Origin of the sequence: Marinoscillum sp. MHG1-6, from assembly GCF_024714475.1 — a bacterium.
In the GTDB taxonomy this organism is placed as follows: Bacteria; Bacteroidota; Bacteroidia; order Cytophagales; family Cyclobacteriaceae; genus JAMZMI01.
The window spans coordinates 14,599-29,889 of the sequence record NZ_JAMZMI010000004.1 but is presented as its reverse complement, the minus strand read 5'-3'; the positions used below and the strand labels follow the sequence as shown (position 1 = coordinate 29,889).

The 15,291-nt window shown below is 42.1% G+C and carries 13 protein-coding genes; 10 read left to right on the top strand and 3 right to left on the bottom strand.

What is annotated here, in order from left to right:
- Positions 1-41 precede the first annotated feature (41 nt).
- From NXR94_RS10215 to NXR94_RS10205, 3 genes are all read left to right on the top strand, one after another.
- On the top strand, positions 42-296 hold the full coding sequence (locus tag NXR94_RS10215) for a hypothetical protein (RefSeq protein WP_258104529.1): 255 nt from the start codon (positions 42-44) through the stop codon (positions 294-296).
- A gap of 97 nt (positions 297-393) precedes the next feature.
- Positions 394-1,185, top strand: coding sequence for an RMD1 family protein (locus tag NXR94_RS10210; protein WP_258104528.1), 792 nt, complete (start codon positions 394-396; stop codon positions 1,183-1,185).
- A 127-nt stretch (positions 1,186-1,312) separates the two neighbouring features.
- A complete protein-coding gene (locus NXR94_RS10205; RefSeq protein WP_258104527.1) occupies positions 1,313-1,819 on the top strand; it encodes an OsmC family protein in 507 nt (168 codons plus the stop codon).
- A gap of 121 nt (positions 1,820-1,940) precedes the next feature.
- Here NXR94_RS10205 and NXR94_RS10200 read toward each other — a convergent pair whose 3' ends face one another.
- The 3 genes from NXR94_RS10200 to NXR94_RS10190 all read right to left on the bottom strand — a co-directional run bounded on the left by NXR94_RS10200 (position 1,941) and on the right by NXR94_RS10190 (position 6,366).
- Positions 1,941-2,966 (bottom strand): radical SAM protein, encoded by a 1,026-nt coding sequence (locus NXR94_RS10200; protein ID WP_258104526.1) that lies wholly within the window; start codon positions 2,964-2,966, stop codon positions 1,941-1,943.
- 123 nt (positions 2,967-3,089) lie between these two features.
- Entirely contained in the window at positions 3,090-4,715 is a 1,626-nt protein-coding gene (locus NXR94_RS10195; protein ID WP_258104525.1) for a hypothetical protein, read from the bottom strand.
- A gap of 115 nt (positions 4,716-4,830) precedes the next feature.
- Positions 4,831-6,366 carry an FAD-dependent monooxygenase gene (locus NXR94_RS10190; protein ID WP_258104524.1) on the bottom strand — a complete coding sequence of 512 codons (1,536 nt, stop codon included), beginning with the start codon at positions 6,364-6,366 and terminating at the stop codon, positions 4,831-4,833.
- Between the two features lie 270 nt (positions 6,367-6,636).
- Between NXR94_RS10190 and NXR94_RS10185 the strand changes: the two genes are divergently transcribed.
- From NXR94_RS10185 to NXR94_RS10155, 7 genes are all read left to right on the top strand, one after another.
- Complete coding sequence (locus NXR94_RS10185; protein WP_258104523.1) at positions 6,637-7,050, top strand: hypothetical protein; 414 nt, start codon at positions 6,637-6,639, stop codon at positions 7,048-7,050.
- 93 nt (positions 7,051-7,143) lie between these two features.
- A complete protein-coding gene (locus tag NXR94_RS10180; RefSeq protein WP_258104522.1) occupies positions 7,144-11,097 on the top strand; it encodes an efflux RND transporter permease subunit in 3,954 nt (1,317 codons plus the stop codon).
- Between the two features lie 10 nt (positions 11,098-11,107).
- Positions 11,108-11,260, top strand: coding sequence for a four helix bundle protein (locus tag NXR94_RS10175; RefSeq protein WP_258104521.1), 153 nt, complete (start codon positions 11,108-11,110; stop codon positions 11,258-11,260).
- A complete protein-coding gene (locus tag NXR94_RS10170; protein WP_258104520.1) occupies positions 11,250-12,560 on the top strand; it encodes a TolC family protein in 1,311 nt (436 codons plus the stop codon). The genes NXR94_RS10175 and NXR94_RS10170 overlap by 11 nt, the downstream gene beginning before the upstream one ends.
- Positions 12,561-12,597: 37 nt before the next feature.
- Entirely contained in the window at positions 12,598-12,783 is a 186-nt protein-coding gene (locus NXR94_RS10165) for a hypothetical protein (protein ID WP_258104519.1), read from the top strand.
- Positions 12,780-14,582 carry an efflux RND transporter periplasmic adaptor subunit gene (locus NXR94_RS10160; RefSeq protein ID WP_258104518.1) on the top strand — a complete coding sequence of 601 codons (1,803 nt, stop codon included), beginning with the start codon at positions 12,780-12,782 and terminating at the stop codon, positions 14,580-14,582. The genes NXR94_RS10165 and NXR94_RS10160 overlap by 4 nt, the downstream gene beginning before the upstream one ends.
- Positions 14,583-14,663: 81 nt before the next feature.
- Complete coding sequence (locus NXR94_RS10155) at positions 14,664-15,143, top strand: DUF3347 domain-containing protein (protein ID WP_258104517.1); 480 nt, start codon at positions 14,664-14,666, stop codon at positions 15,141-15,143.
- Positions 15,144-15,291: the final 148 nt, after the last annotated feature.

The window sequence follows — 15,291 nt, the reverse complement described above, 5'->3', positions numbered from 1 at the left end:
AACCTATCCCCTGACCAGAAAGAACCCATACCTTTACCATTATGTTTGACGGTAATGACTTTCCTAAATCGCTCAATGAAGAGCAATTTGACTCCTGGTTAGAAGATGGGCGTGATAGTAAAATGGGCTATGCCTATTTACTGATTTTATGGGATGAGTTTGATACAGAGTATAAACCTGCCTATGCGGAGCGCCGTGATCAGATAGGAGATTATGAGAAATACGGAGAATCAAGTGGGAGGGAGTCAATCGTGGCTGCATATGATCTTTATTCCCAGTCCAAAGTTTCCATATAACCTTTCGCGCAACCTTCATTAGTTTTTTATGGTTTTAAACGGGCATGCCTGTTTTCAAACGATTTACGTTTATATCTAAATCACTTGAACCAAAGACATGAAGGACAGAATCATGTACACGGCATATTGTATTTCTGATCGTCTTGATCTCAATGGATACAAAGAGAGATTTCCTGAAAACCTTATCAGTAAAGGGTCACGAGAACTCTATTATGAGTTTAATTCAGGAAGTCATATTTTCCTTTTGAGTTATGGCGTAATCGTGTTTTCAGGAATGACGGATGCTCAAATGGAAGAATACCTTGATCGAATATCAGGATTCGCAATCAATGTAAGAGCCAACCCAATAAAGGATGATTTTCAGACAAGGCTTAGTAAAGATGGAGTTCAAATTGACCTGAGCTTTGATGCGCTGACGTTGGGCCGATTTGATCATTCCGTAAACAAGCTTATCATGATGAACCTGGCGCAATCCGTGGCACTTGATCATTACAATGCCCTAAGTCAGTATATACTTGGTGAAATCAAGAGTTATACGCAGTATATGCAAGTTCATGGCAAGGTTAAACTGGGTCACCGCCAGGCTTTAAAGTTTATTGGAAGGACACTCAATACTAAAAATAATATCGCTGAGAATCTTTATATCCTGGATAGCCCTGAAGCAGCCTGGCAGGACGAATACCTCGATCGACTTCATCATATCTTAGCCAGACATTTTGAGCTCGTCCAACGAAACCGCGAAATTGAGAACACCTTAAAAATTATTGAAGATAACCTTGCTGTATACACGGCTTATAATCACCATCGTGAAAGTAGCCGTCTAGAATGGATCATCATCATATTGATTGTGATTGAGGTATTGGATACACTATTGACCAAGTTTTTTTAGCCAATTTGACGGCACAGCCCTGATCAAATAGCTCAATAGGTGAATTGATTGACTAAATTTAGTAGAGGCTCATTTTCTAACCTCATCACAAATGCTGCATTTACACTATTAATAACTTATCAGGAATATGAACGCGGAAGAGCTTAAACACATCCAGGCACCATTAAAGGAAAAGTATCGAAACCATGCTCCATCTGCTTTAATCACTCTTAAAGCAAGTGGAAAAATCGGTGAAGGAATCTCCTGTAAATTAGATACCGGGCAAAAAATGGTAGAGGCGGGTCTTCACCCGGCAACAGGTGGCACGGGCATGCTGGTTTGTTCCGGAGACTTGCTACTTGAGGCCTTGGTCGCCTGCGCAGGTGTAACCCTAAAGGCCGTAGCCACGGCCATTGAGTTTGATCTTCAAGATGGAACAGTACAGGCAGAAGGCGATTTAGACTTTCGAGGGACGCTTGGAGTGGAAAAAGGAGTCTCTGTTGGTTTTAAAACAATCCGGCTCACCTTCAAACTGAATACCGATGAAAACTCAGAAAGACAAGAAACACTGTTGAAACTGACTGAACGGTATTGTGTAGTGTATCAGACGCTGGTCACAGCGACAGAAGTGATTGCCAAAACTGATGTCGTATAAATGGAGAATACCAGTTGAAACTTCATCTGATGATATTATAACCATGATTCTTATTAACCTTAAGAGCCACAGGATTTTAGTTGAAAAGTAATGAGTAGATTAACACCTGGCATTTAGCATTCTAAACATATTCATGGCAGCTATGTTGTGAAAGCGATTCTACGGTTTGTATTGCTGTTTCATTTATCGTGTTGGACACCTTTTTCACACAGTAAGGACATATGTGAGCATCACCATCTGTGTCAATATAAAAGAACCGATCACCAGCACCAAAACAGCCGACTCTTCTCTGATGATATCCAAGGTAATTGATAATTGGGTATTGTCGAAAAGCCTTCTCTGTATTGTATCGATAATAAAAGTCTTCCAATAACGAAATATGTTCTTTGCCTAGAGCTACATCCATTGATTCATATCTGCCAGTGGCCCGTGGTTCAATGAGTTGAACAAAGGCGACGCCAAGATCTTTGGCCAAATCCATGTAGGATATCAAATTCGCTGAAGTCGTAAATTCTCTTGTTGAGCAAAGTGCAAGTGTAACAACCAGACCTGCCTTATTTGCACTTTTAACTGCCTGAATAGCGGCCTGAAAGGATCCTCCAAATCCCCTAAATTTATCGTGCCCGGCTTCTTCATAGTGATCCAGACTGATCATAACTCCCGTCAGACCTTTTGCTTTCAGTCGTGTAGCTTGTTCATCGTGAAGACCAATGCCCGACGTTATGATCCAAAAGTCCGTTCCTTCCTTTGCCTTGTCCAGAATCTTGTAGACATCATTGATTCTAACCATAGGCTCGCCGCCACTTAACATCATCTGAGTAGTCCCGTAATCCTGGTACTTATGAATGATAGCTATTATCTCATCAACAGAAAGAGTTTCTGACTTTGAAAGGTTGTTCCACTCAAAACAATGTTCGCAGCTGAGGGGACATTTTTTAGTGATAGCAAACAGGACGGACCTCATACCATTTGAATGAGCGGTAGGAACGAACCTATTAATTTCATTTTGGTGCATTCGATAATTTGCAAGTGAGGGAAATCCCGGGGCGGCTAAACGCCAGAAATATCGATTACCAACCCTTGCTGCTTTACTCAAAAAGCGCTCTCCAAAAATTCTTTGATACTTATTTTTTACTTTGTTCAACATTAACAAGGCTTTGAGAGGGTCTCGGGTCTTCTCATAAAAAACCTGATATAACTGTCTCATTACCTTCAATCGAAGGCCAATCATTTCGATTCTATTTAGCACAATAGGAGACATGAAATCGGCTTAATTGTGAGCGATAAATTCCTCTGCGGCCTCAATAAAATCACGGTATCTGATCAGGGAATATTCTGCTAGATAAGAGGGTTTTTTAAATCTGGACACTTCTGTAAGTTGAATAGAGTTCTCAAAATTTCGCACCAGTTCATAGTAACCACGAGTATGTAGAAAAACCGACTGAGTCAATCCCTCAGTAGGTGCTGGGGCTTTATATGTAATGTTTACCACATCACCAGTATTTAATTGAGCGAGGTAAATCCCATCAGTTTTCGAAAGCTCCTCAGAAAATTCATGATTATCCAAATCCTGAGCGAGACTTGGTAAAACACGTTTTACTTGTAAAGGTTCATTTTCAGCATAGCTCAGCGCAACATGATCTATTTCCCAAAAACGATAGCCTGTTTCGATTTTTATCTGAACAACTTCCTCTTGCATATCAGTAAGATCAATTGGAACCGTCAGTTCCCTGTAAGCCAGTGGACCAACTGTTGGGATTTTGTCCACAAGATGCCAGTTTCCATTCTTGAGCACTGAAACAGAAAGCGGGACATTTCGATCTTCCAGGTTCTGAATTCGCTCTTCGGTGCTTAAGCTTTCTTGCATTTCCATCCATCTATCGAAGGATGTGCCCAATTTTTCAAAAACCTCCCCACTTAAGTAGTCAAACCAAAGGGTGTTTTTTGCATTAATCAGAAGATTGGCTGAGGAAGCATCCTTACCACGTTCAAATTCAAGAAACAATGCATTGTCATAGAGCCCCTCGTCATCAAAGTAGTAGGGCTTTTGATCGTTTTGAGCTAATTCTTCATAAACATCGCTATCACCTAGCGTTTTTACTGATAATGGTGAAATCGGCGCGCTTATCAATCTTGGAAATCCTTTCCTGTCTAGAAGCACCTTTGTGCCAGCCGGATGATCTACCACTAGGAGATTAGCCAAATCCAGGTATTGTTTTTCTTTTAGCTCATTGCTTATAAGAAGCCTGTACTCATTATCAACTCTCACAATTGAGGAAAGAGGCACATAATCATCTCTCTCGAGATTGGGTAGGATAGCACCTCCAAATAACTCCCCTTCAAAAACATAGGACTCCCCGTCATTGGAATAGACGTAGGGGCAAGAACTCTTTGTTAGAAGATAAATAACGACGATAAACACATAAGCAATAAGTATACTGCCAACTGCTGCCGCAAAAGTTTTACCCAAATCCTGATTAATAATCCTGATTTCCCGCATTTCGGCCAGGGGAATACTCATTTCACCAGGAGAGATTACAAGTTGATCATTTAAATATATGTGAACCTCGTCAATAATTTCTTTCTCGACTTCGCTATATCTTTTTTTTCTACCTTCAGAATAAAAAATGTTTCTGTCAACTTCTTTAATCGTGCCAGACAAGTCATAAGGCGATAAATCAACGTTTTCAAGCAGGTAATTCTGATCCCCTTGATGTAGCACAAAGATTTGTTCCTGTATTTTACTCTTTAATGCCTGATCCAGCTCTAAAGGTGCAGCTTCTTTAACTCTGAAGTAGGTGCAGGAATTAATGTAGAAAATGGTGAGGCAGATAAAAAACCAGGCAATCAACCGGTGACCGAACCTAGTTTTAAAGGGTATGTCAGATTCTTTCATGAGCGGTGGGTTTAAATCTGAAGCTGATTTTCCGTTTAATTTAAGCAAATCATCTTTCAGATTATCAATGTGTTAGCCAAAATAAATAGCTGATATTTATCATTATCTCCGCAACTCAAAATCTCTTCATATACAATTGAATGAGTCCGTTATTCAATTCATCACATATCAAGCCGATATAGTTATCTGGTCTTACCAGCACAAAGAGCTCCATCTTTACTCCAAGTTCTATCCATTTCCTATCCAAAGTATTTTCAACTATACAAACCGGGAATGGGAATGATTCATTGATCTTAGAACAAGCATTTTCACTGAGGGCTGATTCCCCTATATGGAGTAAGTGAAAGGAAGGGTTCCTGAAAAGAGGATAAATATTATCTGACTCAAAATAGGGGAGCCTGTCTCCGGCACGAAAATTTAATTTTTGTCTGCTTACCGAACAGGAGAGGGAGCGCCCCTTATGGGAATACCCCGTCTGGGAAAGAATTCTAAACATCAATGGCTGAGGCCAACCAGCAGAGATCACGCCTTTCGCTAGATTGAAGAGAATGTTTTTCCTCAAAAACCGAATAAACCAGTTATCACTGGTCATCATTTTAAACCCGCGATCGGTGAAAGACAGCAACCATTTAGCAAAAGGAAGTCTTTCCTCATTATAGGTATCAAGCAATTTGGGACTTGCTTGTTTACGGAGAACGAACGCAAGTTTCCAACAAAGATTATAAGCATCCTGAAGCCCAGTATTCATTCCCTGACCACCTGCAGGACTATGAATATGTGCACTATCTCCGGCCAGGAATACATTTCCAGCCCGGAAATTCTCAACACCACGGTGATGTAGCTTATAGACGGAAAACCAGTTAACTGATTCGAATGTCACCCCAATTCCGAGCGTATTGACTACTGCCTCGTCGATATCCCTAAAGGTGATATCTTCCCGGTCAAAATAGCTCTTTGGCAGTGTCCCGATGATCCGGTAGTTCCTTTCCCCGTACATGGGAAGAAAGGCACAGAAATTCTCGTCACCTGGCGCTATGATGAGTTTATCATACACTTCCTTCCAATCGAGATGCACATCGGCTACAAAAAACTTATTTCGATAGGTTCCACCTCTAAATGAAAAATTAAGCTGTGTTCGAACAGGGCTACTGGCTCCGTCGCAGGCAATCAGGTAACGTGACAAAATGCATACTTTCTCGTTTTCATGCCTGGCTATGGATTCAACACCGTCTTCCATTTGTTTCAGGGATATAAACTCATGCTTCCAGTGGATGACTTTTCCTGCTTCGGTCAGCTGCTTGACCAGAAGCTCTTCATTCTTACTTTGCTCGAAAGAAAGCATATAACTAAACTCGGATAGACCTTTTCCAATCTCACCGATCATTACATCGGCCTTGCGCTTACCTTCTGAATAAAGACTAAAGGAGGCAACCCTTTTTCCACCGGAAAGAGCCTCTGAGTCGATTCCCATTTGCTGATAGATCTCCAGGCTCCTGGCTGTCACGGTAATGGCCCGGGATTCACGAGTTGGTCGCGATTTATGATCGATAATTATAAAGTCGACTCCAAATCGTAAGAGTTGATTTGCTGCCATCAGGCCGGTAGGACCGGCACCAACAATCAGGACTTCAGTTTTTAATGTTTCTTTCACAGTGGTTGTAAAATAAGGAAGGCCAAGCAGATTTATCTCATTATCCATCATTGAGGACGAGAATGAAAAGAGGTGACAAGTGAATTTAAGTTTATTACCTGTCAGACCGAAATCATATAACCCTTTCTCCAAATTATGTAAACCCTTTCGCCTGACAATCACGTATATTCGTTGTATAAAAACCGTTTTTCAAAGCCACAATGGTCGTTTTGAATAACTATTGGTAATTATTAAAACTAAAAGTATAGTTTTACAGCACATAAAAAGAGGTTGAAAAAGTTAATTTCCATATCGCTAGCGCTGATTTTCCTATTGGGGACCCTGGGGATTTCTCACGGTACACATTTCTGTGGAGGTCATGCGGTGATCAGTGAGTTGATGATTGGCCAAAAACATCTCGACTGTGGTATGGGTATGATGGAGATGCCTGAGCATAATGATGATGGGCAGCATCTTTCTACTCCACCTTGCTGTGAAAATCATTACGTTTCTATTGATACCGGCGACTTTTTCAAGAAGCAACAGGCTCAGGATTTGACTCCGGCCTTAGTGGCGGTAACAGTAGCTCGAATTTTATACGTTTTCGAGTATGTATCACAAGAAGATTCACCGGTCTTCATTGACACTTCGCCACCTTTTCTCTCCCAGAACTTAAACAAACTTCACGAAGTCTATCTCATTTGATTGATGATGTAAGCCCATTTGACTGATGGTCATATTGGGAAAACTGTGTTCAACGCAGTTATTCAATACATCATTTCTAAAATCAAATGAATCGTGTTAAATAAGATCATTAAATACTTCCTGGAAAACAGGCTGGTAACCATTCTGATTCTCGTTGGGTTGGTAATGTGGGGAATACTAACAGCTCCCTTTGGGTGGAATTTGGGGGCCCTGCCATCTGACCCTGTTCCTGTAGATGCCATTCCGGATATTGGGGAAAACCAGCAAATTGTCTTTACCCAATGGTCTGGTCGATCTCCACACGATATTGAGGATCAGATCTCCTACCCACTAACCACTTATTTATTGGGGATACCCGGGATCAAATCCATTCGAAGTTCCTCCATTTTTGGTTTTTCCAGTATCTACATCATTTTCGATGAAGACATTGAGTTTTACTGGAGTCGTTCGAGGATACTGGAAAAACTCAATTCGGTACCTGTGGGGCTTTTGCCGGATGGTGCACAGCCTACGTTGGGACCGGATGCAACAGCTCTCGGACAGGTCTTTTGGTATACCCTGGAAGGAAGAGATATGCAGGGAAACCCAACTGGCGGATGGGACCTTCATGAGATAAGAACAGTTCAGGATTTTTATGTCAAATACAGCCTGAATGCCACTTCCGGAGTATCAGAAGTCGCCTCCATTGGCGGGTTTGTACAGGAATACCAAATTGATGTGAACCCTGATGCACTCAAAGCTTACAATATACCGCTGCATAAGGTGATGTTAGCCGTTAGGCAATCCAATAAGGATGTTGGTGCCAAGACCATCGAACTCAATCAGGCGGAATACCTGGTGAGAGGACTGGGCTATGTGAAGTCAATCGAAGACCTGGAAAAGGCAGTTGTTGCGGTACAGGATAACGTACCCATTCGGGTGAAGGATATTGCGGTGGTCACCTTGGGTCCGGCCACAAGAAGAGGACTTTTGGACAAGGAGGGGGCTGAAGTGGCCGGTGGTGTTGTAGTTGCCCGATATGGTGCTAATCCATTGGAGGTCATCAACAATGTTAAGGAGAAGATCAAAGAAATAGCTCCTGGCTTACCGAAAAAGACCCTTGCTGATGGTACAGCAAGCCAATTGACCATCGTGCCATTCTATGATCGATCAGAATTGATTTATGAAACCCTGGGAACCCTGGAAGAAGCGCTTTCGCTTGAAATCCTGATCTCGATTCTGGTAGTGGTAGTGATGGTTTACAATATCAGGGCATCTATATTGATTTCGAGCATCTTACCGATAGCCGTATTGATGGTGTTTATTGCCATGCGCTATTTTGGTGTAGACGCCAACATTGTGGCGCTTTCAGGCATTGCCATTGCCATTGGGACCATGGTGGATTTAGGGATTATTCTCTCCGAAAATATCATCAAGCACCTTGATGAAGCTCCACCTGAGCAGGATTTGATAACGATAATCTATAAAGGAGCATCAGAGGTAGCCTCCGCAATCCTCACCGCCGTTTCAACCACGATCGTAAGCTTCATCCCGGTTTTTACCTTACAGGCTGCCGAGGGTAAGCTGTTTGGGCCGCTCGCATTTACCAAAACCTTTGCGCTTGTAGCGGCATTGATAACGTCCTTAATTGTACTGCCAACATTGGCATATTGGTTTTTTGGAGCAAGAATCAGAAATGTCAGAATAGCCAAAGTTGTCAACCTGGGATTAACCAGCATGGGTTTAGTTTGTCTGTTTATAGGCCAGATATGGGCAGGATTCATTCTGACTTTATACGGATTTCTATACTTTTTTAAACAATGGTATCAACCCAAATCCCGTAAAGAAAAATGGCATAGCCTTATACTTGACAAATCCGAGTTGATTGTGGCAGTTCTTGCAGTGGTTTGGCTACTCGGAAAATACTGGTTGCCCTTGGGCGCGGGTAAAAGTCTTTGGGTTAATACGCTCTTCGTTGCCCTGCTACTAGCGATTATTCTTGGTGCTTTCACTTTATTAGAACGTTACTATCAGTCAATATTAAAATGGTGCCTGGCCAATAAAATCAAATTCCTGATGATCCCTGCTTTTTTGATCCTGATCGGGGCGAATATCTGGTTGGGCTTCAACACCATTTTTGGGTTCGTCGCACAGGGATTTGGGCTAATCAATGTCAATATTCAAAATACAAATAGCTGGTCGAGGCTTGCAGAGACCTTTCCCGGAGTTGGGGAAGAATTCATGCCATCTCTGGATGAGGGCAGCTTCTTGTTAATGCCCACCTCTATGCCTCATTCCGGAATCGAGTTTAATCGTAAGGTGGTGGGACAGTTGGATATGCTGGTCAGCAGTATTCCGGAAGTAGCGCTCACTGTAGGTAAACTGGGCCGGGTGGAGTCAGCATTGGATCCTGCACCCATTTCGATGTATGAGAATGTCATTAATTACAAACCGGAATACAGGGTAGGTGAGAATGGCAGAAGGCTAAGGTTTAAAGTAGATGGTGAAAGGAATTATTTATTGGTAGGGAGAGGGGAGAAATTGGAAGCCGTAAGTCGGGAGTTGGAAGTTAGGAGTGGGAAGTCTGATGTTGACAGTGAAGGGTCATATTCCCGGATTCTTGATAAGGAGAAAAAATGGTATTTCGATGGTAATGACACCATCAGTCTAACTTCTAACTCCCAGGTGCTTTCGAGGCTGGAAAATGAATTGATCGAAGATAAAAATGGTCAGTACTACAGGAACTGGAGGAGTCACATTAAATCTCCTGATGACATATGGGAGGAGATTGTCAGTGTAACAAAAATTCCGGGTGTCACATCGGCACCTAAGTTACAACCCATAGAAACCAGATTGGTGATGTTGCAAACAGGCATGCGGGCACCGATGGGGATAAAGATTTACGGACCAGATCTTGGAAGTATTCAGGATTTTGGTTTCCGGTTGGAGGAAATCCTTAAGCAGGTACCTTCAGTAAAATCGGAAGCCGTGTTTGCAGACCGAATTGTGGGGAAACCCTACCTTCATTTGAACATCAATAGAGAGCAGATCGCCCGCTATGGGTTGAGTATTGAAGAAGTGCAACAAACAATTGAGACAGCTATTGGAGGTATGAAGATCACCACCACGGTAGAGGGCCGTGAACGTTTCCCTGTGAGAGTCAGGTACCCGAGAGAATTAAGAGATGATCCTGAGTCGCTTGCCAAAGTATTGATACCAACGCCAACCGGCGCACAGGTGCCGTTAGGGCAACTGGTTGATTTTGAATATGTAAGAGGCCCTCAGGCCATCAAAAGTGAAGATACCTTTCTGGTGGGGTATGTACTTTTTGATAAGCGTGACGGACATGCTGAGGTAGACGTAGTTAATGATGCTCAACGCATGATACAGGAGCATATTGATGAGGGAGCCTTAAGTGTTCCTTCAGGCGTCAGCTTTAAGTTTTCAGGAAGTTATGAAAATCAGGTTCGGGCAGAGAAACGACTGTCTATTATCGTTCCAATCGTCCTTGTGATTGTTTTTCTCATCCTGTATTTCCAATTCAAATCCGTTTCAACATCCCTGATGGTGTTCACGGGCATTGCCATGGCCTTTAGTGGGGGATTTATCATGATATGGCTCTACGGTCAGGATTGGTTTGTTGATTTTTCGGTATTCCAGATGAATTTCCGTGACTTATTTCAGATGAAGACCATCAACCTGAGTGTGGCAGTGTGGGTAGGTTTTATTGCGCTTTTCGGTATCGCTACAGATGATGGCGTCTTAATCGCCACCTATCTGGATCAGAGTTTTTCACGCAATGAAACCAAAAGCAATACGGATATACAGAAAGCAGTGATTGAAGCAGGCATGAGAAGAATTCGTCCTGCGTTGATGACGGTCAGTACCACGATGATCGCCTTACTTCCGGTACTCAGCTCCACAGGAAAAGGAGCAGATATCATGATCCCAATGGCAATTCCAACATTTGGGGGGATGGCTTTCGCACTCGTGAGCATTTTTATTGTGCCGGTGCTTTATTGTTTGAGAGAGGAACGAAAACTAGCTAGAAGTCAGATAAATAGATGATAGAGAGATTATGATAAGGTCATATAAAGATTTAGAGGTATACGAGACTTTCGAATGTCAATACATCAGTCGGGAGATCACAGACTCTCTATGTAAGCAGATTGAGGAGATTGGTAAAATGCTGACTTCACTTAACCAAAACTGGAAGAGTCATGGAAAATAGTAATTTAAAAATTGGAAGTTGGAAGTTGGAAGTTGAAGCCCAGAGGTTGGCTATGGGAAAGAGATCGGTCATATCTCAATTCTATCTTCTAATTTCTATATATATCTGTTCTTTAATTATCCCAACCGGGTCTAAAGCACAAACATTAGCCGACTACCAAAGAATTTCGGCCGAAAACAACCCGGAGCTTCAAGCCAAATACAAGGAGTTAGAGGCAGCCATGGAGCGCATACCACAAGTCAATAGTCTTCCGGACCCAACGCTTTCCTTGGGTTATTTTATTTCACCTGTGGAAACCCGTGTTGGACCGCAAAGACTTCGAATATCGTTGTCACAAATGTTCCCGTGGTTCGGCACCCTGAAAGCCAGTGGTGATGTAGCCACCCTTAATGCTGAGGCTCAATACCAGGTATTTCTGGATGCAAAAAATAAGGTTTATTTCAAGGTTGCAGCGGCCTATTATCCACTATATGAACTAGCTCAATGGAAGCAATTGGAACAGGAAAACATTGAACTCTTAGCATCCTACAAGACTATCGCCACCTCAAAGTTCAAAAATGGAGAGGGCACCCTTGTAGACGTACTTCGAGTTGACCTTATGCTGAAAGAAGGAGAAACCAATCTTGAAATATTGAATCGGAAAAAGAAGCCCTTGCTCATTGCATTCAATCAGCTGCTGAACAGGGATGATGATGCCGAAGTGGAGGTAGTGGATTCACTTGATTTCAACAGGGTTTTCGTGAGTAGAGATTCATTACTCAATGACAACCCGTATTTGGAAGAGCTGGATCTTCGAATCAGTTCGAGCGAAAAACGCTCTTTGTTAGCTGAGAAGCAAGGTTTGCCAAAAATTGGATTCGGGTTGGATTATGTATTGGTGGGGGAACGAAAGGGGGTAGCTCTAAATGACAATGGAAAGGACATTTTGATGCCAATGGTATCAGTGAGCTTACCCATCTATCGAGCTAAATACCGTGCAGCAAAAAAGGAGGCTGAGTATATCCGTGATAGTTATGCTCTACAGAAGGAAGCGCGCATCAACGAACTTTCTACGGGTTATGAAATGACCTACTTTGAAATAGATCAGCAAGCTGATTTGATTTCCTTATACGACGAACAGATTACTGAGACACAACAGGTGCTAAATCTGATGCTTGCAGCCTATGGAAATTCAGGAAAGGATTTCGAAGAAGTGCTCAGAACTCAACAGCAACTGTTGAAATATCAAAAAATGAAGGCCTCCGCGCTGGTTAACTACCATGTTGCCCAGGCTAAACTTAATTATTTAATGGGTAAATGATTTGATGGTTTAATGTGCTGATTGGCGGCAAAATATTATGGAAAAGAAAAATGAAATATTGGATTTGAGTTTTGCGGATGCTGATGAAACTGAATATTGGTTGATGCTCTGTGAGTATAATAAAAATTATCCTAATTCTGATGAGCTTTTAAATGAGGTACTTTCAATTAAAAAACTTTTATCACGGATCATTTCTTCATCACTTAAAAATTTACAGAAATGAAAAAGATTCTAAATAATAAATACGTCCTATTTGGTGTAGCCTTCATACTGGGTGCTACATTTATTTGGATGGTCCAACCATCTGATCATCAAGACATTAAACCATCAAAGAATCAAGTAAGCAAAAACGAAGTTTTTACTTGCTCAATGCATCCTCAGATCAGGCAATATGAACCGGGAAATTGTCCGATTTGTGGAATGACCCTGGTTCCGTTAGAGGAAGATACTGGGGGAGATAAGGATCCTTTGGCGGTCTCTATGTCACCAACATCCATGCGTCTGGCCAATGTAGTAACTGCAGTGGTGGGTAAACAGCAAGCAACCAAAACCTTACGATTGAATGGTAAGGTTCAAGAAGACGAACGACTAATAACCAGCCAGTCTACCCACTTTCCGGGCCGAATAGAGCGACTTACTTTAAACTTTACGGGTGAATATGTAAGCAAGGGAAGTACCATTGCCTACCTATACTCCCCGCAACTGGTTACCGCGCAGGAGGAGTTACTTGAAACCTACAAGATCAGGGAAAGCCAGCCCACCCTTTATCAGGCTGCCAGGGAAAAATTGAAAAACTGGAAACTTAATGATCAACAGATTGATCAAATCATTTCCACAGGCAAGATTGAAGAAGAGTTTCCTGTTCGTGCGGACCAGTCCGGTTATGTTACAAGTAAAAAAGTCAATCTGGGTGATTATGTGAAAAGAGGTCAGACCTTATATGAAATAGCTAATCTCTCCCGTGTTTGGATATTGTTCGATGTCTACGAAAGCGACCTTCCATGGGTAAACAAAGGTGATGATATTGAATGTTTGATTTCCTCACTACCTGGTAAGGTATTCAATGGTAAGATTGATTATATCGATCCGGTCATCGACCCAAAAACGAGGGTGGCACGGGCCAGGGTAGTAATCGAAAACAAGGATCTGCAATTAAAACCTGAAATGTTTGCCACTGGTGTGGTGAAAGCTACAATGAACAAATCGGGAGATCAGTTGACTGTGCCAAAATCGGCAGTAATGTGGACGGGAAAGCGGTCCGTTGTTTATGTCAAACTACAAACCGATCAGGGGCTTTACTTTAAAATGCGCGAGGTAATACTGGGTCCGGCCCTGGGAGATGAATATATTATTGAAGAGGGTATAGAGCCTGGAGAAGAAATTGTTGTCAATGGTACTTTTAGCATTGATGCCGCAGCGCAATTGGCAGGCAAGCCGAGCATGATGAACCCTGAAATGTCTACTTCTGAAGAGGGAAATGATAAGTCAGATCATGATCATTCCCAGATGGATCAAATGCAAGATCAGGTTCAAACAAACAACCTACAGGTAAATGAATTTCAGCGAATTTATGAGGTGGTTCCATCCTTCAAAAACCAGCTAAAGTCTGTTTATACGGCTTATCTTCCGGTGAAAAACGCGCTGGTTAAGAGTGATATTAAAATGGCCGGTAATAAGGCAAATACATTGTTGGGTGCTATTCAGAAAGTAGATATGACCCTGGTGACAGGAGAGGCACATATGGCATGGATGAAGGACGTTTCCGTACTCAAATCAACAGCTAAAGGGATTATTGCTGAAAGTAAATTAGAGCAGGTGAGACTTCTGTTTTCTCCGCTCAGTGATCAGCTTTTTCATACGCTTAAAAAATATCAGGTAAAAGTGGACGGCTATCGACAATTCTGTCCGATGGTGCTGGATTTCAAGGGAGCCTACTGGCTAAGCAGTTCGGAAGAAATACTCAACCCATATTTTGGTGACGAGATGCTTAATTGTGGTGAGATCTCCGCAACGCTAGAATAAAAACACGACAAAACCTTGTTAGAGAAAAGGGTATACAACCAGGTGGTAAATCTAAAATTTCAATCTATTAAACATACAAAAATGAAAACTATGATAACTGTGGTATTGCTATCGCTAGGATTGATGGCATGCTCAAACACTAAAAAGGAAAAAATGGCCAACACGGATGAAATTTCAATTGAAAAAGAAGGATCGGTCATTGATTGGTACATTGAATTAAAAGATGCATTTGTGGCTACTGATATGTCCAGGGCTCAAGTAGCTGCTAAAAAGCTCAATGCAATTTTACCAACACAAGGAAATGAAAAACTGATTGAAGCCGCCAATGCTATTACAACCTCCAGTGATATTGAAGACCAGCGTGCACAGTTCAAGATCATTACGGACGGATTAATTGAATTATTCAGGGCTAATGGCAAAGAAGATGGTTTATATGTGCAATTCTGCCCAATGGCCTTTAACAATACTGGAGCCAAATGGCTAAGTCTTTCAGAGGAGATTCGCAACCCTTACTTTGGCGAAAAGATGTTGAAGTGCGGGAAGGTAGAAGAGGAGTTGTAAGGATATAAGGAGAAGTCTCCAAGCCATTGGCTTTGTCTGTTTGCCATTGGCTTTTCACTGATTGCTAACTGCTGAAAACTGCGAACTGTTAACTGACATTGAGACTCTTCATCCTTCGCGAGCTTCGGATTCAGAGTGACGTCTCGAG